The sequence below is a fragment of the Sphingomonas sp. CBMAI 2297 genome, assembly GCF_029870595.1.
In the GTDB taxonomy this organism is placed as follows: Bacteria; Pseudomonadota; Alphaproteobacteria; order Sphingomonadales; family Sphingomonadaceae; genus Sphingomonas.
Genome location: NZ_JAPDIR010000005.1, coordinates 294,640 through 316,067 on the forward strand (window position 1 = coordinate 294,640; position 21,428 = coordinate 316,067).

General features: G+C 68.6%; 23 protein-coding genes. 8 read left to right on the top strand and 15 right to left on the bottom strand.

Going from position 1 to position 21,428, the window contains the following annotated elements; genetic code table 11:
- Positions 1-6: 6 nt before the first annotated feature.
- The 13 genes from OMP43_RS09940 to OMP43_RS10000 form a co-directional block, all read right to left on the bottom strand.
- The gene (locus tag OMP43_RS09940) at positions 7-474 is read right to left on the bottom strand and encodes a GreA/GreB family elongation factor (protein ID WP_280279558.1); all 468 of its coding nucleotides are present in this window, start codon (positions 472-474) and stop codon (positions 7-9) included.
- Complete coding sequence (gene mgrA / locus OMP43_RS09945) at positions 471-1,532, bottom strand: L-glyceraldehyde 3-phosphate reductase (protein ID WP_280279559.1); 1,062 nt, start codon at positions 1,530-1,532, stop codon at positions 471-473. The genes OMP43_RS09940 and mgrA overlap by 4 nt, the downstream gene beginning before the upstream one ends.
- Before the next feature lie 48 nt (positions 1,533-1,580).
- Entirely contained in the window at positions 1,581-1,937 is a 357-nt protein-coding gene (locus OMP43_RS09950; RefSeq protein WP_280279560.1) for an iron-sulfur cluster assembly accessory protein, read from the bottom strand.
- Positions 1,937-2,479, bottom strand: a complete 543-nt coding sequence (locus OMP43_RS09955; protein WP_280279561.1) for an SUF system Fe-S cluster assembly protein — start codon at positions 2,477-2,479, stop codon at positions 1,937-1,939. Before OMP43_RS09955 ends, OMP43_RS09950 begins: the two co-directional genes overlap by 1 nt.
- On the bottom strand, positions 2,476-3,687 hold the full coding sequence (locus tag OMP43_RS09960; protein ID WP_280279562.1) for a cysteine desulfurase: 1,212 nt from the start codon (positions 3,685-3,687) through the stop codon (positions 2,476-2,478). Before OMP43_RS09960 ends, OMP43_RS09955 begins: the two co-directional genes overlap by 4 nt.
- Positions 3,684-4,769 carry a SufD family Fe-S cluster assembly protein gene (locus tag OMP43_RS09965; RefSeq protein ID WP_348538602.1) on the bottom strand — a complete coding sequence of 362 codons (1,086 nt, stop codon included), beginning with the start codon at positions 4,767-4,769 and terminating at the stop codon, positions 3,684-3,686. Before OMP43_RS09965 ends, OMP43_RS09960 begins: the two co-directional genes overlap by 4 nt.
- Positions 4,766-5,071: a hypothetical protein gene (locus OMP43_RS09970; RefSeq protein ID WP_280279563.1), complete on the bottom strand. Its 306-nt coding sequence runs from the start codon at positions 5,069-5,071 to the stop codon at positions 4,766-4,768. The genes OMP43_RS09965 and OMP43_RS09970 overlap by 4 nt, the downstream gene beginning before the upstream one ends.
- On the bottom strand, positions 5,068-5,811 hold the full coding sequence (gene sufC, locus OMP43_RS09975) for a Fe-S cluster assembly ATPase SufC (protein ID WP_280279564.1): 744 nt from the start codon (positions 5,809-5,811) through the stop codon (positions 5,068-5,070). Before sufC ends, OMP43_RS09970 begins: the two co-directional genes overlap by 4 nt.
- 24 nt (positions 5,812-5,835) lie before the next feature.
- Entirely contained in the window at positions 5,836-6,396 is a 561-nt protein-coding gene (locus OMP43_RS09980; protein WP_280279565.1) for a hypothetical protein, read from the bottom strand.
- The gene (locus OMP43_RS09985) at positions 6,393-6,593 is read right to left on the bottom strand and encodes a hypothetical protein (RefSeq protein WP_280279566.1); all 201 of its coding nucleotides are present in this window, start codon (positions 6,591-6,593) and stop codon (positions 6,393-6,395) included. The genes OMP43_RS09980 and OMP43_RS09985 overlap by 4 nt, the downstream gene beginning before the upstream one ends.
- A complete protein-coding gene (sufB, locus tag OMP43_RS09990; protein ID WP_280279567.1) occupies positions 6,593-8,056 on the bottom strand; it encodes a Fe-S cluster assembly protein SufB in 1,464 nt (487 codons plus the stop codon). The genes OMP43_RS09985 and sufB overlap by 1 nt, the downstream gene beginning before the upstream one ends.
- A 2-nt stretch (positions 8,057-8,058) precedes the next feature.
- On the bottom strand, positions 8,059-8,535 hold the full coding sequence (locus OMP43_RS09995; protein WP_280279568.1) for an SUF system Fe-S cluster assembly regulator: 477 nt from the start codon (positions 8,533-8,535) through the stop codon (positions 8,059-8,061).
- Between the two features lie 79 nt (positions 8,536-8,614).
- Positions 8,615-9,526, bottom strand: a complete 912-nt coding sequence (locus OMP43_RS10000; protein WP_280279569.1) for a DUF6597 domain-containing transcriptional factor — start codon at positions 9,524-9,526, stop codon at positions 8,615-8,617.
- A gap of 272 nt (positions 9,527-9,798) precedes the next feature.
- Between OMP43_RS10000 and OMP43_RS10005 the strand changes: the two genes are divergently transcribed.
- A complete protein-coding gene (locus OMP43_RS10005) occupies positions 9,799-10,773 on the top strand; it encodes a quinone-dependent dihydroorotate dehydrogenase (RefSeq protein WP_280279570.1) in 975 nt (324 codons plus the stop codon).
- Here the strand turns inward: OMP43_RS10005 and OMP43_RS10010 are convergent.
- Complete coding sequence (locus tag OMP43_RS10010; protein WP_280279571.1) at positions 10,770-11,345, bottom strand: HdeD family acid-resistance protein; 576 nt, start codon at positions 11,343-11,345, stop codon at positions 10,770-10,772. The genes OMP43_RS10005 and OMP43_RS10010 overlap by 4 nt on opposite strands.
- Before the next feature lie 163 nt (positions 11,346-11,508).
- Between OMP43_RS10010 and ggt the strand changes: the two genes are divergently transcribed.
- Both ggt and OMP43_RS10020 read left to right on the top strand, forming a co-directional pair.
- Positions 11,509-13,227: a gamma-glutamyltransferase gene (gene ggt / locus OMP43_RS10015; protein ID WP_280279572.1), complete on the top strand. Its 1,719-nt coding sequence runs from the start codon at positions 11,509-11,511 to the stop codon at positions 13,225-13,227.
- Between the two features lie 54 nt (positions 13,228-13,281).
- Complete coding sequence (locus OMP43_RS10020) at positions 13,282-15,066, top strand: AMP-dependent synthetase/ligase (RefSeq protein WP_280279573.1); 1,785 nt, start codon at positions 13,282-13,284, stop codon at positions 15,064-15,066.
- Between the two features lie 213 nt (positions 15,067-15,279).
- Here OMP43_RS10020 and OMP43_RS10025 read toward each other — a convergent pair whose 3' ends face one another.
- Positions 15,280-18,174 (bottom strand): insulinase family protein, encoded by a 2,895-nt coding sequence (locus OMP43_RS10025; RefSeq protein WP_280279574.1) that lies wholly within the window; start codon positions 18,172-18,174, stop codon positions 15,280-15,282.
- A 269-nt stretch (positions 18,175-18,443) separates the two neighbouring features.
- Between OMP43_RS10025 and OMP43_RS10030 the strand changes: the two genes are divergently transcribed.
- The 5 genes from OMP43_RS10030 to tsaB form a co-directional block, all read left to right on the top strand.
- Positions 18,444-19,232 (top strand): aspartyl/asparaginyl beta-hydroxylase domain-containing protein, encoded by a 789-nt coding sequence (locus tag OMP43_RS10030; RefSeq protein WP_280279575.1) that lies wholly within the window; start codon positions 18,444-18,446, stop codon positions 19,230-19,232.
- A gap of 49 nt (positions 19,233-19,281) precedes the next feature.
- Positions 19,282-19,548, top strand: a complete 267-nt coding sequence (locus OMP43_RS10035) for a hypothetical protein (RefSeq protein ID WP_280279576.1) — start codon at positions 19,282-19,284, stop codon at positions 19,546-19,548.
- An 81-nt stretch (positions 19,549-19,629) separates the two neighbouring features.
- Positions 19,630-20,202, top strand: a complete 573-nt coding sequence (locus OMP43_RS10040) for a NifU family protein (protein WP_280279590.1) — start codon at positions 19,630-19,632, stop codon at positions 20,200-20,202.
- 62 nt (positions 20,203-20,264) lie between these two features.
- On the top strand, positions 20,265-20,858 hold the full coding sequence (locus OMP43_RS10045) for a malonic semialdehyde reductase (protein WP_280279577.1): 594 nt from the start codon (positions 20,265-20,267) through the stop codon (positions 20,856-20,858).
- Positions 20,788-21,428, top strand: a 641-nt coding sequence (gene tsaB / locus OMP43_RS10050; protein WP_280279578.1) for a tRNA (adenosine(37)-N6)-threonylcarbamoyltransferase complex dimerization subunit type 1 TsaB, incomplete at its 3' end; no start/stop codon positions are given. The genes OMP43_RS10045 and tsaB, both read left to right, overlap by 71 nt.

A 21,428-nucleotide genomic window follows, 5' to 3' on the forward strand; every position in this document is an offset into this window, starting at 1 on the left:
TTCGGCTCAGTCCGGAATCGTTTCGATGCCGACGATCTCGATCGCCTGCGCGCGCCCGCCGAAATCCACCCTCTCGCCTTCCTCGGCGCCGATCAGCGCCTGGGCGAGCGGCGCCTGGAAGGAGAGCCGGTCCGCCGCCGGATCGGCCTCGTCATGGCCGACCAGGTCGATCGCCCGCTCCTTGCCGTTCAGGCGGATCCGCACACGCGATCCGATGCCGGCCACGCCCTGCTCCGGCGCGGGCGCGACCTGCGCGGTGGTGCGGCGGGTGTTCCAATAGCGCAGCTCGCGCTTCAGCGCCTCGCGCGCTTCGTCGTTGCGCTCCGCCGAAACCGCCGCTTCCAGCGCGGCCGCCTTCGCCTCGATCAGCGCGAGCCCGCGCGCCGTGACCAGATTGGGCCCCGGCGGCAGCGGCAGCTCGAACTTCGGTTCCTTATGTTCCTCGTCGCTCTCGCGGCGGAAGGCGACGCTCATGCCTGGGGCAACTCCTCGATGCTCGACGAGACCTTCCAGAGATCGAGGCTGCCATCGGTCGCATGGGCATCGATCTCCGCCAGCTCTTCCGCGCTGAAATCGAGATTGTTGACGGCGTCGAGCGAATTGTCGAGCTGCTCCACCGTGCGCGCGCCGACCAGCGCGGAAGTGACGCGGGCGTCGCGCAGCACCCAGGCGATCGCCATCTGCGCCAGCGTCTGGCCACGCCGCCGGGCAATCGCATGGAGCGCGCGGATGCGGGCGATATTGTCGTCCGAGAGCAGCCGCTGGTTCAGCGAGCCGCCTTTGGCCGCGCGGGCATCCTCGGGGACTCCATTGAGATATTTGTTGCTCAACATGCCCTGGGCGAGCGGCGAGAAGGCGATGCAGCCGGTGCCGAGCGCGCCCAGCGTGTCGAGCAGTTCGCCCTCGATCCAGCGGTTCAGCATCGAATAGCTCGGCTGGTGGATCAGCAGCGGCACCTTGTGCTCGGCCAGGATCGCGGCGGCCTGGCGCGTCAGCTCGGGCGAATAGCTGGAGATGCCGACATAGAGCGCCTTGCCCTGGCGGTGGAGCTGGGCGAGCGCGCCCATCGTCTCCTCGAGCGGCGTCTTCGGATCGACGCGGTGCGAATAGAAGATGTCGACATAGTCGAGCCCCATCCGCTTCAGGCTCTGGTCGCACGAGGCGATGAGGTATTTCCGCGATCCGCCGACATCGCCATAGGGCCCGGGCCACATGTCCCAGCCCGCCTTGGTCGAGACGATCAGCTCGTCGCGGTGGCCGGCGAAGTCGCTCGCCAGCACCCGGCCGAAATTCTCCTCGGCCGAGCCATAGGGCGGGCCGTAATTGTTCGCGAGATCGAAATGGGTGACGCCCCGGTCGAACGCGCGGCGCAGCATCGCGCGGCCGGTCTCGAACACATCCGTCCCACCGAAATTCTGCCAGAGGCCCAGGCTGATCGCCGGCAGGTCGAGCCCCGAACGGCCGCAACGGCGATAGGGCATGCGCCCGTCATAGCGCGCGGGATCGGCGGCATAGGGCTGGGGATGGGGCATGGAAATCCTCTTCCGACTGCGTTGTCAGCCGTCCCTATGCCCGCCGGGTCAGACCGTAAAGCTCTCCCCACAGCCGCAGCTGCCCTTGGCATTGGGGTTCTGGAAGACGAAGCCGGCGGTGAAATCGTCTTCCTGCCAGTCCATCGTCGAGCCGATCAGATAGAGGACCGAGCCGCCATCGACATAGAAGGTCCCGCCGGGCGTCTCGATCTTCTCGTCGAACGGCTTGGCCTCGGTGACATAGTCGACCGAATAGGCCAGCCCCGAGCAGCCGCGGCGCGGCGTCGAGAGCCTGACGCCGACCGCGCCCTCGGGCGCCTTGGCCATCAGATCGGCGATGCGCCGCTCGGCGGCCGGAGTCAGGATCAGCGCGGCGGGGCGCTGGCGGGTGGCGGCGGTGGTCATCACAGCATCCCCAGTTCGAGCTTGGCCTCGTCGCTCATCTTCTGCGGATCCCAGGGCGGATCCCAGACGAGATTGACTTCGGCGTGGCCGATCCCCGGCACCGAGCCGACGCGCAACTCGACTTCGCCGGGCATCGATTCCGCCACCGGGCAGTGCGGGGTGGTCAGCGTCATCTGCACCGCGGCATGGCCGTCGGCGGTGATGTCGACGCCGTAGATCAGGCCAAGATCATAGATGTTCACCGGGATCTCGGGATCGTAGATCTCCTTGAGCGCGGCGATCACCGCCTCATAGAGTTCGCCGCCCGGCTCGGTGCCCGCCAGCGCCTGCGGCTTTTGCGACAGGAAGCCCGAAAGATAGTCGCGCTTGCGCTCGAACGTCTCGGCGACGCTCCCGGCCACGTTCGCCGATGCTTCGGTGGACGCATCGAACACGCCCGCCGATGTTTCGGTGGACGCATCGAACGCATCCTCGACGCGCGCCTTGGGCGGCGGCGCCACGGCGTCCACTTCCTCGACTGCGATCTTGCGCTCCTGGTTCACCCGAAGATCCTCGTCACGCGTTCAATACCCTTCACCAGCGCGGCGATGTCGTCCGCGCCATTATAGGCTCCAAAGCTCGCCCGCGCGGTGGCCGGCACGCCCAGCGCGTCCATCAGCGGCTGCGCGCAATGGTGCCCGGCGCGGATCGCGACATTGCCTTCGTCCAATATGGTGGCGACGTCGTGCGGATGCACCCCCTCCACCGCGAAGCTGACGATGCCGGCGCTGTCCTCGGGGCCGAACAGCCTGACCGAATTGAGCTGCGACAGCGCCGCGCGCGCCTGGCGCACCAGAGCGGCCTCATGCGCATGGATGCGCTCCAGCCCGATGCCGGCCACATAGTCGATCGCCGCATGCAGCCCGACCACGCCGACGATATGCGGCGTCCCCGCCTCGAACCGGCCCGGCGGCGGGGCATAGGTCGTCTTCGCGAAGGTCACCCGGTCGATCATCGAGCCGCCGCCCTGATAGGGCGGCATCGCGTCGAGCAGCTCGTAGCGGCCCCAGAGCACGCCGATGCCGGTGGGGCCATAGAGCTTGTGGCCCGACATCACATAGAAGTCGCAGCCGATCTCGCCGACATCGACGGGCATGCGCGGCACCGCCTGGCAGCCGTCGAGCAGAATCTTCGCGCCGACTCCATGGGCCAGCGCGGTCGCGCGCTTGGCGTCGAGCACCGATCCGAGCACGTTCGAGACATGCGCCAGCGCGACCAGCTTGTGCCGCTCGGTGAGCATCGCCGCCATCGCGTCCAGGTCGATGCGCTGGTCCGGCGTCAGCGGCACCACGTCGATCTCGGCGCCCACGCGCTCGGCGACCATCTGCCAGGGCACGATGTTCGAATGATGCTCGAGCGTGGACAGCAGGATGCGGTCGCCCGCCTTGAGCCGGGTGCCGGCCCAGCATTGCGCGACCAGGTTGATCCCCTCGGTCGCGCCGCGGACGAACACGATCTCGTTCTCCGCCCCGCCCAGGAATTCCGCCACCCGCCGGCGCGCCGCCTCATAGGCGAGCGTCATGTCGGCCGAGCGCTGGTACACGCCGCGATGCACGGTGGCATAGGTCTCGCCATAAGCCCTGGCGATCGCGTCGAGCACCGGCCGCGGCTTCTGCGACGTCGCCGCCGTGTCGAGATAATGCCAGCCGGCCGGGATCGCCGGGAAATCGGCGAGCAGGTCGAGGGGGCGGGTGTCGGCGGTTACGGTCATAGCGCGGTATCCAGCCAGCGATCCGCATCCGCCGCGAACGCCTCGCGCACCGCATCCTCGCCGATCCGGGCGAGCGCGTCCGCCACGAAGGCGCGGGTGAGCAGCGCCTTGGCACGGCCCGCGTCGATGCCGCGGCTCTGCAGATAGAAGAGGGCCATCCTGTCGAGCTCGCCCACCGTCGCGCCGTGCGCGCACTTCACGTCGTCGGCGAAGATCTCGAGCTCGGGCTTCAGGTTCACCGTCGCCGAGCGCTGGAGCAGCAGGCCGCGCAGCGACTGCTCGCCATCGGTCTGCTGCGCGCCGCGCGCCACTTCGACGCGCGCCGCCAGGCTGGCCGCCGACTTGTCCGCCGCCACCGCGCGCCACAGCTGGCGGGAGGTGCCCTCGACGGCCTCGTGCCGCACCGCGACCGCGGCTTCCTGCCGCTGGCTGCCGGACGTGAGCAATGCCCCGCCCATCTCGGCGAACCCGCCCTTGCCGTTCACCAGCAGCGTCCCGTCGATCCGGCTGCCCATGCCGCCGGCGCCGAGGAACACCGAGACCAGGCTCGCCGCCTCGCCCACTTCGGCCTCTTCGCGCAACGAGACGAAGCCCGCCTCCTGGAGCAGTCGCACCGAGCGCATCAACCGCGCGCCCCGCTCGAGGCAGAGCGTGGTCAGCCGGTTCGCCCAGCCGCTGCCGGCATAGGTCTCGATCACGCTCGCCACCGCATCCTCGGCCAGCATCAGCCGCGCCGGCACATGGCTTTCGCCGCCGGTGCCGACATGGACGATCTGGATCGCCGTCGCCGCATGCTCGCTGCCGAGATGCAGCGACCAGCCCTCGCCATCGGTGAGGCTGCCGAGCGGATGGTCGGTGGTGGCCAGCTGCTGCGTCACCTGCACCGGGCCGGGCCGGGAATGCGCGGGCTCGAAACGCCCGTCGACGAACAACAGCCTGGGCCCTTCGATATCGAGGAACAGGCCGGCGGGATCGATCCCGGCATCGCCGCGCGGCATTTCGGCCGCCGCCTTGAGCGTCGCCATGTCGGCCCAGCGCCATTCCTCCTGGCGCGGCGTGGGCAGCTCGAGCAGCGTGTTCACTGGCTCGCCCTCCAGCCGCGCTTGAAGTCCGCAAGCAGCGCGGGCTTGCGCTTGTCGATACAGGCCTTCACCGCCGCGGAATCGCGCGCGCCCTTGCGGACGCACTGAGTCGCGGCGCGGCAGAGCTGCTCGTCGAGCCTGGCATAGCCGCTCGACGCGCTGAGCGCGCAGCCGAGCTTGCCGCCGGCACCCTGGCTGACGGTCGCGGAGATCGCCGCGAGCCGGCGCCCGACTACTTCGATGTTCAGCTCGTCCTGCGGCGCAGGCGCGGTCTGCAGCACGAGGAGCAGAGGCAGGATCATGCGGCCACCGCTCCATAGCCTTCGCGCTCCAGCGCGAGCGCCAGCTCGGGCCCGCCCGAGCGGACGATGCGGCCATCGGCAAGGACATGGACGAAGTCCGGCCGCACATAGTCGAGCAGCCGCTGATAATGGGTGATCAGCAGCACGGCCTTGTCGGGCGCGCGCATGATGCGGTTGATCCCCTCGCCCACTGCCTTGAGCGCGTCGATGTCGAGGCCGCTGTCGGTCTCGTCGAGGATCGCGAGCTTGGGGCCGATGATGCCCATCTGCACCATCTCGTTGCGCTTCTTCTCGCCGCCCGAGAAGCCGACATTGACCGGCCGCTTGAGCATTTCCACGTCCATGCCCAGCGCTTCCGCCTGGGCCCTGGCGAGCTTGAGGAACTCGCCGCCGGAAAGCGGCGCCTCGCCCCGCGCCCGGCGCTGGCTGTTCAGCGCCTCGCGCACGAATTGCAGGTTGGAGATGCCCGGGATCTCGACCGGATATTGGAAGCCGAGGAACAGGCCCGCCGCGGCGCGCTCATGCGGATCGAGTTCGAGCAGGTCCTGCCCGTCGAACGTCACGCCGCCGCCGGTCGCGTCATAGCCCGGCCGGCCGCCCAGCACATAGCCGAGCGTCGACTTGCCGGCACCGTTCGGGCCCATGATCGCATGGACCTCGCCGGCATTCACTTCGAGGCTCAGGCCCTTCAGGATTTCCTTGCCGTCGATTTCGGCACGGAGGTCGGTGATCTTCAACATCGCTTCGTTCATTCCTCGGGCGGCTCAGGGCCGCTTTTCTGATTTGTCGGCATCGTCGCGCTGCTGCGCGTTGCCCGTGGTGAAGCGCACCACCGGGCCGTCCGACGCCGGGTTCGTCGGCGGCGCGATCGGCTTGACGCGCTGGCGCTCGGTCTCGCGGCTGTCCTCGCCATTGCCGATGGGCCCGACCAGATCGGCGGAGAGCATCGGCTTGGGCTGCACCAGCTTGGGCAGTTCGAAGACTCCCGGCTTGCTTACCCCCGGCGCCGCCGGCGACCTGGGCGCGCCGATCGCCGCGGCCTGTTCGAGTATGCTCAGCTCGCGGCAATCGGTCACTTCGTCGGCGGTCCTGGCATAGCAGACCGGCGTCGCCTCGCACGCGGTGGTGTCGCGCCGCTGGCTGCCGCTCGAGATCATCACCCGGCAGTTGCGCAGCCGCCCGTCCGCGCCCTTGTCGAACAGCATCGTGGTGCGCCCGAAGGTGGCGCGCACGACGATGTTGGCCTCGTCCTCGGCCGGCGCGGCCACGGCCTGCGCGGCGGGGACGTCCTGGGCGAAAAGGAGGAGGGCGGCGGCGAGGATCATCGCGTCCATCCGAACAGAAGCGCGGCGAGAACCAGGACCATCGGCAATCCGGCGCCGAGCAGGAACTGATGATAGCCGCCCGGATTCTCGTCCCTGGTGATCAGCGCACCCCAATGCCAGGCGCGCCCGGTCTTCAGCGACCAGGCCATCAGCCCTCCGCAGAACGACGCGAAGATCAGCAGGGGAATCGCGGACATCAGCCGACGCTGCCCTCGAGGCTGATCCCCAGCAGCTTCTGCGCCTCCACCGCGAATTCCATCGGCAGCTGCTGCAGCACTTCCTTGGCGAAGCCGTTGACGATCAGCGCCACCGCGGCCTCCTGGTCCAGCCCGCGCTGCATCGCGTAGAACATCTGGTCCTCGCTGATCTTCGAGGTGGTCGCCTCATGCTCGATCTGCGCGCTGGGGTTCTTCACTTCGATGTACGGCACGGTGTGCGCGCCGCACTGGTCGCCGAGCAACAGGCTGTCGCACTGGGTGAAGTTGCGGACATTCTCCGCCGCCGCGTTCACCAGCACCCGCCCGCGATACGTGTTGTTCGACTTGCCGGCCGAGATACCCTTGGAGACGATCGTCGAGCGCGTGTTCTTGCCGATGTGTAGCATCTTGGTGCCGGTATCGGCCTGCTGGCGGCCATTGGTGACCGCCACCGAATAGAATTCGCCCACCGAGCCGTCGCCCTGCAGGATGCAGCTGGGATATTTCCAGGTGATCGCGCTGCCGGTCTCGACCTGGGTCCAGCTCACCTTCGAATTGGTGCCGGCGCACAGCGCGCGCTTGGTCACGAAGTTGAAGATGCCGCCGACGCCGTTCTCGTCGCCCGGATACCAGTTCTGGACGGTCGAATATTTGATCTCGGCATCGTCGAGCGCGACCAGCTCGACCACGGCGGCGTGGAGCTGGTTCTCGTCGCGCATCGGCGCGGTGCAACCCTCGAGGTACGAGACATACGCGCCCTTGTCGGCGACGATCAGCGTGCGCTCGAACTGGCCGGTATTCTCGGCGTTGATGCGGAAATAGGTGCTGAGCTCCATCGGGCAGCGCACGCCCTCCGGAATGTAGACGAAGGTGCCGTCCGAAAAGACCGCCGAATTGAGCGCCGAATAGAAATTGTCGCGCACCGGCACGACCTTGCCGAGCCACTTCCGCACCAGCTCGGGATATTCGCGGATCGCCTCCGAGATCGACAGGAAGATCACGCCCGCCGCCTTCAGCTCCTCACGGAAAGTGGTCGCGACCGAGACGCTGTCGAACACCGCGTCCACCGCCACCTTGCGCGCGCCCTCGACTCCGGCGAGCACCTTCTGCTCCTCGATCGGGATGCCGAGCTTCTCATAGGTCCGCCGGATCTCGGGATCGAGATCGTCGAGGCTGTTGATCGTCTTCTTCTGCTTGGGCTCGGCGTAATAATAGGCGTCCTGATAGTCGATGTGCGGGATCGCCAGCTTCGCCCATTCCGGCAGCGTCATTTCCTGCCACATGCGGAACGCCTTCAGCCGCCAGTCGAGCATCCATTCGGGCTCGCCCTTCTTGGCCGAGATGTAGCGGACGGTGTCCTCGCTCAATCCCTTGGGCGCGAACTCCTGCTCCACGTCCGAGGCGAAGCCCCATTCATATTTCTTGTTGGCGGCCGCCAATGCTTCCGCGTTCTTCGTAGCCATGCTTACACCTGCTCCCCGGCCAGCGCCGGGGCCCGGGCCTGGTCGGCCGGATGCTGCGCCACGGCCTCGGCCGGAGCGCTGGAAAGTTGGGCGAGGGAAATGCCCGCGAGCGCGCCCTTTACAGCACCGTTCACGACATTCCAGTGCGGCTTCACCTTGCAGCTCTCCTGCACGCAGCAATCCTGCTTGCCGGCGTCCACGCAGCTGGTGAGGGCGATCGGCCCCTCCACCGCCTCGACGATATCGGCCAGCGTGATCGCCGCGGGCGGCCGCGCCAGGCGGAAGCCGCCGCCGGTGCCGCGCGCGCTCTCGATCAGGCCGGCGGCGGAAAGCTTGCTCACCAGCTTCTGCACGGTGGGCAGCGGCAGCGCGGTCTCCTCGGCGAGCAGCGTCGCGTTGAGCCGGCACGACCCGCCGCAATGGCGCGCCGCGGCGGACATCATCACGACCGCATAGTCGGCAAGGCTAGAAAGACGCACGCACTTCCCTTGCTGGCCCGCATGCGCAACGGCGCGGCGGACTCAATCGGACAAAAATGTTCCGATTGCGCAAATGGGCTCAGCGGCGCCGAAGGTCAACCGATTCGGGGATCACGTCGGGCAGGAAGTGGAAGGTTTCGTTGTCGAGCGTCACCGCCAGCACCGGATCGATGCCCGCGCGCAGCGACGTGGGCGTATGGCCGGTAAAGTGCCGGATCTCGTTGATCAGGTGCGACTGGTCGGAGAAGGGCTCGACCACATCGTCCACCGATGCGCCCTGATAGATGCGCATCGCCGCGCCGATCGCGCGGAACTTGCGCTTCAGATGGGCGGGCGAGCCGGCGAAATAATCCTTGCACAGCCGCTGCACCTGGCGCTCGCCGATGTTCGAGCTGCGGCGGATGCGCGCATAGAGGTCGTCGATCGTCGGATCGGTGGTCGCCGCCCATTCGCGCACCGCGCGCAGGAAGATCAGGTGCGCCGGCGGCACCGGCTTCACTTCGTGCTGGCGCATCGTGAGCAGCGGCTCGATCGCGCCGATCATCTCCTCCAGCGTCTCCATCCGGTGGAGCCGGTGCCAGAGCAGCCCGGCCTGCTCGCAGAACAGCTTCTCGCCGTCGACGATATGATCGGCGACCTTGTGGGCCGGCACGCCGATCAGCGCCTTCCAGCCGATCGCGCGCAGCGACACGCCGAAACAGTGGAAAGGCCCACGGATCTTGTAGGTGGCCGCGGCGGTGCCCGGGCCGTTGACCATCACCCGCCGGGTCTTCTCGACATGGCCGTCGGGGAACAGGACCTCGCCCTCGCCCTTGATGACGAAGCGGAGCTGGCCGAGATCGACGCGCTCGATCCCCTCGATGTCCTTCGCGTCGTGCCGGTAGAGATAATAGGACTCGACGTGCGGGAGCAGCGCGCCTTCCGCCTTGCGGAATTCGATCTGCGGCCGCGGATCGCGGTCATTCTCGGCGGCCGGTTGGGCCGGTTTCATCCTGGTTGCGCCCCGCATTTATGCCCTGTCGATCCGAGACTCCTGCCTGCCCGGATTCCTTATTTTCTGAAGCAAATATACCGCGCGGTCGCGGAATAGAAAAGTGGCCCGGTCGGCCGAGGCCAGACCGGGCCAAAAGGAAAGGGTTCCCCCATTGAGCGGAAACCCCTCGGGTCGCAGTTTCCACCTAGCCGAGCCGGGCGCGACGGTATTGGAAGGAATCGACATACGCAGCTTTACGGAGGGAAAAAGCGATGCGAAGGCCATTTGCCATGGCCTATCCACTCCGCTCCGCGCTGTTCGCGCTCGACGCCGAAAGGGCGCACCGCGCCGCCATCCGCGCGCTCGCGCTCTGGGGATCGCTCGGCACGGTTTTTAGATCCGAAATGGTGGAAACGCCCGTCCAATTGGGAGGATTGACCTTTCCCAATCGACTCGGCCTGGCCGCCGGGCTCGACAAGGATGCCGAGGCGATACCCGGCCTGTTCGGCCTGGGCTTCGGCGCGGTCGAGGTCGGCACGCTCACGCCCCGCCCCCAGGGCGGCAACCCGCGGCCCCGCCTGTTCCGCCTGCCCGAGGACGAGGCGGTGATCAACCGCATGGGCTTCAACAATGGCGGGATCGACGCGGCGCTGGCGCGCATCGCCCGGCTGGGGCCGCGCCGGGGCATGCTCGGCATCAATGTCGGCGCGAACAAGGACAGCGCGGACCGCGTCGCGGATTACGCGCTCGGCGTCGGCAAGGCGGCGGCGCATGCCGATTACGTCACGATCAACGTCAGCTCGCCCAACACGCCCGGCCTGCGCGACCTCCAGTCCCGCCCGGCACTCGACGAGCTGCTCGCCGCCAGCGATGCGGCGCGCGGGCGGACGCCCCTGTTCCTCAAGGTCGCGCCCGATCTCGACCGTGCCGGCCTGGAAGGGGCGATCCGGGCGGCGCTCGACAACCGGATCGACGCGCTGATCGTCTCGAACACCACTATTTCGCGCCCGCCGCTCCGCTCGGCCCATGCCGGCGAGACGGGCGGCCTGTCGGGCAAGCCGCTCGCCCCGCTCGCCCGGCAGAAGCTGGCCGAGGCGGCGGAGATCGCCGCGGGCGCGCTGCCGCTGATCTCGGCGGGCGGGATCGACGGCCCGGACGAAGCGCGGCGCCGCATCGATGCCGGCGCCACGCTCGTCCAGCTCTATTCCGCGCTGGTGTTCAAGGGACCGGGCCTGCCCCGCGCCATCGCCCGGGCGTTGGCCTAGCCCGCAAGCTTGCGCAGCCGCAGCGCGAGCGCGACATAGGCCGCGCCCCCCAAGATCGCGAGCCAGGCGATCAGCCAGACCAGGCCGATGGCGCCGGCGACCGGCCAGGCGAGGATCGCCACGCCGAAGCCGATCGAGACCAGCCCGGCGAGGATCAGGAAGAGCTCGCCCTCGATCTCCTTGCGCAGCGCGATCGCGCCTGCCGCCTCCATCGCGCCGGTGACGATCGCCCAGGCGGCGATCAGCAGCAGCAGCACCTGCACGGTGATGCCCGGCCAGATGATGGTGAGCAGGCCGGCGGCGATTCCCGCGAGCCCGGTGAGCGCCAGCCACCAGCGCGGCGTGTCGCCGCTGCGCATGCCCGACAGGGACGCGGCCAGCGCGAACGCGCCGTCGACCAGCGCATAGGCGCCCCAGACCAGCGCCAGGGTGAGCAGCGCCAGGCCCGGCCACAGCAGCGCGAGGATGCCGAAGGCGATGCCGACGATGCCGCGCAGCAGGAACAGCCACCAGCGCTTGCCGAGCGCGCGCAGCAGCGAGGGGGATGTTGCGAATGTCGAGCCGTCCGTCATGCTAGCCCTCCTTCGGAAGCGCGCGCCCGTCCGCCGCGGCCGGGCACCGGCGCTTCGCCGTCCGCCAGATTGCGCCCGGTTATACCCTTGCGCAATCATCCGATCGCCTGCCGCCCGACGTAGCGTCTTTGCGCTCCGGCCAAAGCCCGCTACGGCTTGCCGGATGAAGAAGCTGTTCCTGCTGCTCGCCCTTCTCGCCGCTCCCGCCGCGGCTTCCGCCCAGGGCGTGGTGAGCGCCGCCGATCCCCGCGCCGCGGCGGCGGGCACCGAGATCCTCAATGCCGGCGGCAGCGCCACGGACGCGGCGATCGCGACGATGCTCGCGCTGAACGTCGTCGAGCCGCAGAGCGCCGGCATCGGCGGCGGCGCCTTCTTCCTCCAATATGACGTGAAGACCGGCAAGATCGCGACGGTCGACGGGCGCGAGGCGGCGCCGATGGCGGCGAACGACCATTGGTTCTACGGCGCCGACGGCCAGCCGCTCAGCCATATGGCGGCGGTGCCGGGCGGGCGCAGCGTCGGCGTGCCGGGCACGCTGCGCGCCATGGCCAAGGCGCATGCCCGCGCCGGCAAGCTGCCCTGGGCCCGGCTGTTCGCCCCGGCGATCCGGCTGGCGCGCGACGGCTTCGACGTCTCGCCCCGGCTCGCCAACGCGCTGCGCAACTATGCGCCGCACGTCGATGCCGGCGTCCGCGCGATCTATTACCAGGCCGATGGCAAGCCGCTGGCCGCCGGCGCGCGCGCGACCAACCCGCAACAGGCCGCGCTGCTGGAGCGCGTCGCGAAGTTCGGCCCCGACAGCTTCTATGTCGGCCCGCAGGCGGAGAAGCTGGTCGCGACGGTGAACGGCGCGGCGCGCAACCCGTCGAAGATGACCGTCGGCGACCTTGCCGCCTATGACGCCAAGGAGCGGCCGGTGCTGTGCGGCAGCTACCGCGCCTACAAGGTCTGCTCGATGGGCCCGCCTTCCTCGGGCGGCGTCACCGTGATGATGATCCTCGCCCAGCTCGAGCGCTTCGACATGGCGAAGCTCGGCAAGGACAATCCCGTCGCCTGGCACCTGTTCGCCGAAAGCTCGCGCCTCGCCTATGCCGATCGCGACCTCTATGTCGGCGATCCCGACTATGTGCAGGTGCCGATCGCCGGCCTGCTCGACCGCGACTATCTCGCCGGCCGCTCGGCGCTGATCAGCCCGGACGGCAGCATGGCCGAAGTGAAGGCCGGCACGCCCCCGGGCGCGCCCAAGCGCATCGCGGTGAAGCCGCAGGAAGTGCCGGGCACCACGTCGCTCTCGGTGGTCGACGGGGCCGGCAACGTCGCCCAGGTGACCACCACGATCGAAGGCGCGTTCGGCTCGGGCCTGTCGGTGGACGGCGTGATGCTCAACAACGAGCTCACCGATTTCGACATCGTGCCCGAGAAGGACGGCTATCTCGTCGCCAACCGGGTGGAGGGCGGCAAGCGCCCGCGCAGCTCGATGGCGCCGACGATCGTCTACGGCCCGGACGGCAAGGTCCGCATCGCGATCGGCGCGGCCGGCGGCTCGACGATCATCGCCCAGGTCGCCAAGGCGCTGGTCGGCGTGATCGACTGGAAGCTCTCCGCCCAGGACGCGATCGGCCTCGGCCTGCTCTATGCGCCCGGCAAGATGGCGATCGCCGAGAAGGGCACCCAGCTCGATGCGATGGTCCCGGCGCTCCAGGCGCTGGGCGAGAAGGTGCAATCGGGCCCGCTCGGGCTCAAGATGAACGCGGTCGAGCGGGTCGGGGGCCGCTGGACCGGCGGTGCCGATCCGCGCAGCGAAGGCGTCGTGATGGACCAACAGGGCCATATGACCGTTATTCAGCGCGTGGGCGCGCAGCCGAACCGGCCGTCGGAATGAAGTCGGGGGAAGCGGGACGCTCCGGACAAGGGGCGCCCGTAATGGGGAGAGGGAATGCGTAGGCTCGAACGGTTCGACAATCTGGTCCAGATGTTCTTCGCGCGGGCGAAGGAAAAGGGCGACGCGCCCTTCCTGTGGCACAAGGACGAAGGAGAATGGCGGCCGACCAGCTGGGCCGATGCGGCCCGCCAGGTGGCGAGCCTGGCCGCGGCGCTGACCGCGCTCGGCCTGAAGCGCGGCGACCGGGTGATGCTCGTCTCGGAGAATCGCCCGGAATTCTGCATCAGCGACCTGGCGATCATGGCCGCGGGCTGCGTGACCGTGCCGACCTACACCACCAACACCGAGCGCGACCACCAGCACATCATCGAGAATTCGGGCGCCTGCGCGATCATCGTCTCGAACACCAAGCTGGCCAAGGCACTGCTTCCCGCCGCGATCCGCGCTTCCTCGGCCCGGATGGTGATCGGCATCGAGGAATTGCGCGTCGCCCAGCAGGGCAGCCTGGAATTCCATGACTGGCGCGCGCTGGTCGCGAAGCACGACACCGATCCGCGCGGCCTGTCCTGCACCTTCCGCCGCGAGGACCTGGCCTGCATCATCTACACCAGCGGCACGGGCGGCTCCCCGCGCGGCGTGATGCAGCATCACGGCGCGATCCTGCACAATGTCGAGGCGTGCTGCGCGCTGATCAGCGAGGATTTCGGCTGGGAGGACGAGGTGTTCCTCTCCTTCCTGCCGCTTTCCCACGCCTATGAGCATACCGGCGGCCAGCATTTCCCGATCGGGCTCGGCGCGCAGATCTATTATGCCGAGGGGCTGGAGAAGCTCGCCTCGAACATCGAGGAGGTGCGCCCCACGATCATGGTCGTCGTGCCGCGCCTGTTCGAGGTGCTGCGCACCCGCATCGTCAAGCAGGTGGAGAAGCAGGGCAGCTTCGCCAATTTCCTGCTCGACAAGGCCGTCGCGATCGGCGGGCGCAAGGCGGCGGGCGGCGGCCGCCTGTCCGACCTGCCGATGAACCTGTTCCTCGGCGCCACGCTCAAGCCCAAGCTCTCCAAGAAGTTCGGCGGCCGGATCAAGGCGATGGTCTCGGGCGGCGCGCCGCTCAATCCCGAGGTCGGCATCTTCTTCCAGAGCCTGGGCCTCACTTTCCTCCAGGGCTATGGCCAGACCGAGGCGGCACCGGTGATCTCGTGCAACCGGCCCAAGGCGGGGCTCAAGATGGACACGGTCGGCCCGCCGCTCGAGGGGGTGGAGGTCCGCATCGCCGACGATGGCGAGATATTGGTGCGCGGCGAGCTCGTGATGCACGGCTATTGGCGCAACGAGGAAGAGACGAAGCGGGTCCTGCGGGACGGCTGGCTCTATACCGGCGACATCGGCCATATCGACGAGAAGGGCCGGATCAAGATCACCGATCGCAAGAAGGACATCATCGTCAACGACAAGGGCGACAATGTCGCGCCGCAGAAGGTGGAGGGCATGCTGACTCTCCAGCCCGAGATCGTCCAGGCGATGATCGCCGGCGACCGCAAGCCCTATATGAGCGCGGTGATCGTCCCCGATCCGGAATGGACCGCCGAATGGTGCGCCCGGACCGCGACCAAGTGCGACTTCAGGGAACTGGCCCATGACCCCGACTACAAGGCGGCGCTGGGCGCGGCGGTGGAGCGGGTGAACAAGGACCTGTCGGTGATCGAGCGCGTCCGCAAGTTCCTGGTCGCCGACGAGCCCTTCACGATCGAGAACGAGCAGCTGACGCCCAGCCTCAAGATCCGCCGGCACATATTGAAGGCCGTCTATGGCGAGCGGCTGGACGCGCTGTACCGGAACTAGGGTCACGACCCGATCAGCAGACACCGTCGTCCCCGCCATTCTCCACCGTCATCCCCGCGCAGGCGGGGATGACGGGGTTTGCCGATTGAATCGTGACCCCAGGCCCAGCCATCCCACGCCCCGCCGTCATCCCGGCTTTGGCCGGGATGACGATATGAGAAAGGCCGGGGCTTCCACCCCGGCCTTTCGCGTTTCGGGCATGAAGCCGGAGCCTTACTTCTTCTCCGGCACCACCTTGAGCGTCCAGTCCCTGTCCGGGCGGAGATACTTCATCGCCAGCCCCTGCACGTCCTGCGGCGTCACCCGCGAATAGTCCGCGGCCAGCGTGTCGACGGCGGCGATCCGCGCGGGATCATAGGTGCCGCCCTCGACCAGGCGCATCCAGAACATGTTGCCCGAGGACATGCGCAGGATCTGCTGCTTCAGCGGAGTGAGCGCGCGGTTGAGCTCGTCCGCGTCGATCGGCTTGGCCACCAGGTCGGCGGCGATCTTGCGCGACAGCTCGAAGAAGAAGTCGACCTTGTCGGGCGGCACCATGCCGAGCGCCATGATCTTGCCGCCCGCCGGCAGGCCCTGCGGCCACTGGCTCGCCACCTGGGGCGAATAGCTCACGCCCGCCTGGCTGCGCAGCTGGTCGAGCAGCCGGTCGCGGAACACCGCGGCGAGCACCTCGAGCTTGCGGCTCTCGGTGATGCCGCCATTCTCGGTGCCGCCGCCGGTCGGCCAGGCGATCACCGCCGCCGCCTGGTTGGGCTGGCCCTTGTGGAGCAGCGTCACCGGCGTGGCGACATGCGCGGGGAACTCCACCGGCGCGAGCGGCGCCTTGCTCGCCACGCGCGGCTTCAGCGCGCCGAAGGTGGCGCCCACGGCCTTCACCGTGGCCTCGGCGTCCATGTCGCCGAACACCTCGACTTCGATCGGCCCCGTCGCCAGCAGCGGCTCCCAGAACTTGCGGAAGCTCTCCGGCGTGGTCTCGCGGATCGTCGCCTCGGCCGGCACGCCCCAACGCGGATCGCCATTGTGGAGCAGCCGCTCCAGGTCGCGATTCAGCACCGCGTCGGGCGAGGCCGATAGGCCGGCATAGCCCGACAGGATGCCCGCCTTGGCGCGCAGCACCGGATTGGGATCCCAGCCCGGGGCGGCAAGCTTGGTCGCCAGCAGCTTGAGCTGGTCGGGCAGGTCGTCCTTGGTCGTCTGCCCCTTCAGGACGAAGGCGTCGTCGTCGACGTCGAAATCGGCGCCGATCTGGCGGCGGCCGGTCAGGGCGTCGAGCTCCTCCTGGCCATATTTGCCGATGCCGCTGGCGACGAGCGCCGGCTCGCCGGCCCAGGCCGGAGTCTGGCCCTGGTTCGGCAGGCCCGAGAGCCCGCGGCCGAAGCGGACGTTGACATAGACCTTGCCGGTCTCCGACGGGTCCTGGCGGATCAGCAGCGTCACCCCGTTCGCAAAGGCGAGCTTCTCGATGCCGGTGCCCGGCAGGATCTGCTCGCGGCTCGCCACCTTGCCGGGCACGCCGAGCTTGGGCAGCGCGGCGAAGCTGACATTGCCGACCAGCTTGCGCTTGCCGCTCGCCGCGACATTGGCCTCGAGCGCGGAAGCCACCTTGGTGGTGATCGCCGGATCGGGCGTGTGCAGGTTGACGATCGCGCGCGTCGCCGTGCCCTCGAACACTTTCTTCGACGACGCCAGCACCGTGGCGGGGGTGAACATCTTGGCCGTAACCGCGCCCTTGAAGATCGCGTAGGAGAATTCGGGCGTCGTCACCGTCTCGTTGATGTCGACCGCCTCGGCAAGGTCGTCGGCCAGCTTGGCCCCGGCCTCGACCGGCGCGGTGTTGATCCGCTGCTTCATCGACGATTCGATCTCGGCGACCTCGCGGTCGATCTCGGCCTGGCTCGGCGGCGCGGCCTGGGCGTCGGCGATCACGGCGCGCACGTCGCGCAGCGCCGCTTCCCAATCGTCGCCGATGGGAAGCACCTGCACGGTGGTGATGTTCGCCGATCGGCCGATGTCGCTCAGATCGGCTCCGGCGGCGATGAAGGTGCCGCCCGAGCGCGCGCGCGTCTCCAGCCGGCGATTGATGATGCGGATCGCGACCAGGTCGATCATCCGCTTCTGGTTGAAGATCACCGTATCGCCGTCGACCGTCCAGGGACGCACGATCGCCATGGTGGTGAGCACCGGCAGCGCCGGCTCGACGATGCTGGCGGCGACCGGCCTGCCCTCGACGGGCTTGCCGAAATCGGGCGTCGGCACCGCCGGGCCGGTGCCCTTCCAGTCCGAGAAATGCTTGACGATCATCTGCTCGAGCAGCGCCGGGTCGACATCGCCGATCGCGATGACGGTGGCGCGCTCGGGGCGATACCAGCGGTCGTGGAATGTCTGCACGCTCGCCGGCGTGGCGGCGACGAGCGTCTCGACCGTGCCGATCGGCTCGCGCTGCGACAGCGGCTGGCCGGCGAACATCAGGTCGAGCATCGCGTCCTGCAGCCGCACCTGCGGCCCGGGCTGCTCGCGCTGCTCGGCGAGCACCACCGGCCGTTCCGAATCGAGGATCTGCTGGGTGATCTGCGGGCCGGACATCATGCCGGCCAGGATCTTGAAGCTCTCGTCCAGCCCGGCCGGGGAAGCCATGGGCAGGTCGAGCTTGTAGGTGGTGGCGGTGAAAGTGGTGCTGGCGTTCGAATCGGAGCCGAAGGTCACGCCCAGGCGCTGCCAGACCCGCTTCGATTCGCCGTCCGGCACGTGCACCGAGCCGCGGAACGAGAGATGTTCCAGAAGGTGCGCGAAGCCTCGCTCGCTGTCGCGCTCCATCAGCGAGCCGACATCCATGCGCACCCGGACCGAGACCTGGCCCGGCGGCACGCCGTTCTTGCGCACGGCATAGCGCACCCCATTGGGAAGGCGCCCGAATTTCCACGCATCGTCATGGACGAGATCGCTCTTCTCGTAGAGCCAGGGGTCCTTGGCGGTCTGGACCGGCCGCCCCACCGTCTGCGTGTCGGGCACGTTCGGGGGATTGGTCGATACCTGGGCCTGGGCCGGCAGGGCCGGCGCGAGCGTGGCGAAAGCGAGGAGCGCGAGAGGCGCACGCAGGAAGAAGTGCATAGACCGTCCATCTAGGGGCGAAGCGCCGGCCATGCCAGCGCGAACCTTTCCGCCAGATGTACATGCGGGACATGAAGCGGCCCCCGCGCGCCTCGGCAGGGCCATGTTTTCGACCCATCCACAGGCTAATCGAAGCGGTGCGGGCGAGTCCCGCGGTCGAAAAGGCAGCGTAACCAGCAAGGTCAGGTGCAGTGAAGGTCGAGCCGAGCGCGCGGGGCAGCGCAATGTGGCGGGACGCGGGCGAAGTCGAGGCCGCCGAAGCACGGGAAATGATTCCCGATCTCACGGTCATGTCGGGTGCCAGCATGCCCGATGCGCCGCTGCGCGCCGATCGCGACCGGCCTTTCCTGATCAAATATGGCAAGCATCTGCGCGGAGTCTTCGACCGCTTCATCGCCCGCTTCTCGCTTGTCCCGAACGACCCGGTGCTCGACGTGCGCGACTTCGCCTGGACCGAGGCGCTGCGCGCCAACTGGCAGGCGATCCGCGCCGAGGCGATCGCCGCCGCGCTCGCGCCGCATCTGGCGCCCTCGCTCTCCGTCATCTCGCCCGATCACCGCGCGATCGCGCCGGTGAACAAGTGGCGCAGCTATTTCCTCTACGGCTATGGCTATTTCGTGCGGGAGAATCTCGATCGCTGCCCGGAGACGGCCCGGCTGGTCGAGGCGATCCCGGGCCTCAACAGCGCCTTCTTCTCGATCCTCGCCCCCGGCACGCACATCCCGGCGCATCGCGGCGTCACCAAGGGGCTGATCACCTGCCATCTCGGCCTGATCGTGCCGCGCGACGGCGATGCGCGCATGCGCGTCGGCGATCGCATCCTGCGCTGGGCGGAGGGCGAGACGCTGGTGTTCGACGACACCTATGACCATGAGGTCTGGAACGACACGAGCGGCACCCGCGTCGTGCTGCTCGTCCAGTTCCGCCGGCCGCTGCGCCAGCCGGGCAGGTGGTTCGTCGACCGGTTCCTCGCCTGGATCCGCGGCTCGGCCTTCGTGCAGGACGCGCGGGCGAACGTGACGCGCTGGAATGCGGCGGCGCGGGCGCTCGACGATTGATTTGCGCGCCGCGCGGGGCCACATGGCGCGGAAGAAGGAGCTGCCGCATATGGCCACCGACCGCGCCAAGGCCTGGACCGAATTCCGCCGGATGATCGCCTGGATCGCGCTGGTGGCGGTGCTGATGGTGGCCGGCGCGCTCTGGTATCTCTCGCTCTACGACGCGCTCTATCCCTCGGCGGTGCTCGCCACCATCGGCGGCGTGTTCCTTTCCACGCTGCTCGGCTGCGGCCTGTTCGCCGCCGCCTTCTTCAGCGACAAGAGCGGCCACGACCAGAGCGTGACCGACGCGACCACGCATGACGCGGACGCATGAGTGACGCCGGTTGGGTAACGGAAACCTTTCGTTTCCCCCTTCCAGCTTGATCCCCGCCGTCCGAGCGCCCAAATGGCGCACATGCTGATCGAGACCGAAGCCACGCCCAATCCGGCGACGCTCAAATTCCTTCCGGGCCGCACCGTGATGGAAGCGGGCACCCGCGACTTCGCCAGCCCGGAAGAGGCCGAGGCCTCGCCGCTCGCACAGGCCCTGTTCGGCCTGGGCGACGTGACCGGCGTGTTCTTCGGCCGCGACTTCATCTCGGTGACGATCGCCCCCGGCGCCGAATGGCGCGACGCCAAGCCCGACATACTCGGCATCCTGCTCGATCATTTCGTGGCGAACATGCCGCTGTTCCACGCCGCCGCCGCCGGCTTCAGCGTGCCGGCCGAGAGCCAGGATTTCGGCGACAATCCCGAGGATGCGGAGATCGTCGCGCAGATCAAGGAGCTGATCGAGACGCGCGTGCGCCCCGCCGTCGCCAATGACGGCGGCGACATCGTCTATCGCGGCTTCGATGCCGGCAAGGTCTATCTCCAGATGCAGGGCGCCTGCTCGGGCTGCCCCAGCTCGACCGCCACGCTCAAGAACGGCATCGAGCAGCTGCTCAAATATTACGTCCCCGAAGTCACCGAAGTCCGGGCGGTTTGAGATCTTCGGCGCCGACCCGGCACCGGACTCGACACCAGCCGAAAACGAAAGGACCGATACCCATGGCCCAACCGCTCGATGACGCGGCGCTGGACACGATCTTCCGTGCCGCCCGCACCTATAACGGCTATACCGATGCCCCGGTAACCCAGGCCGATATCCGCGGCATCTACGACCTGCTCAAGATGGGCCCGACCTCGGCCAACAACCAGGCCGCGCGCTTCGTGTGGCTGACCACACCCGAGGCCAGGGAAAAGCTCGCGCAGCTGTCGAGCAGCACCAATGCCGACAAGATCCGCAAGGCGCCGGCCGCGGTGATCATCGGCATGGACCTGGCGTTCAACGAGCAGCTGCCCTGGCTCTTCCCGCACGCGCCGACCGCCAAGGACTGGTTCCCCACCGAGGAAGCCCGCTACACCACGGCCTTCCGCAACTCGTCGCTCCAGGGCGCGTACCTGCTGATCGCGGCCCGCGCGCTCGGCTTCGACACGGGCCCGATGTCGGGTTTCGACAACGCGAAGGTTGACGAAGCCTTTTTTGCGGACCAGCCCAATGTGAAGTCCAACTTCATCTCGACCCTGGGACATGGCGACCCCTCCACCATCTTCGATCGACTCCCGCGTCCTGAATTCGAGCAGTTCAATCGCGTCCTCTGATCTGACTCTCGTCATCGAGACCGCGACCGCGGCCTGCTCGGTCGCGCTGCTCGACGGGGCGACCGTGATCGCCGCGGCCCATGAAGTCGTGGGCCGCGGCCATGCCGAGCGGCTGGTGCCGATGATCGCCGCGCTGCCGGGCCAGGGCCGGGCGGCGCGCATCCTCGTCGATGTCGGCCCCGGCAGCTTCACCGGGGTGCGCGTCGGCCTTGCCGCGGCGCTCGGCCTGTCGATCGGCTGGGGCGCGACAGTGCACGGCTATTCGTCGCTCGCGCTCGTCGCCGCATCGGGCTTCGCCGCCGATCCGGCCGCCGCCAGCCTTGCCGTGGTGCTCGAAGGCGGGCACGGTGAGGTGTTCATGCAAGCCTTCCACGCCCAGCCGCTGCGGGAAGACGGGCCGTTCCGCTCGCTCGCCCCCGCCGCCGCCCTCGCCACGCTCGCGGGGCGGCCGGCCCTTGGCAGCGGCGTCCGCCACCTCGCCGCGCTGGCGGAGGGGCTGGACCTGCGCGAGACGCTGCCCGCCGCCGCCGACGTCCGGCTGCTCCCGGCGGATTGCACTGCCCTGCCCGC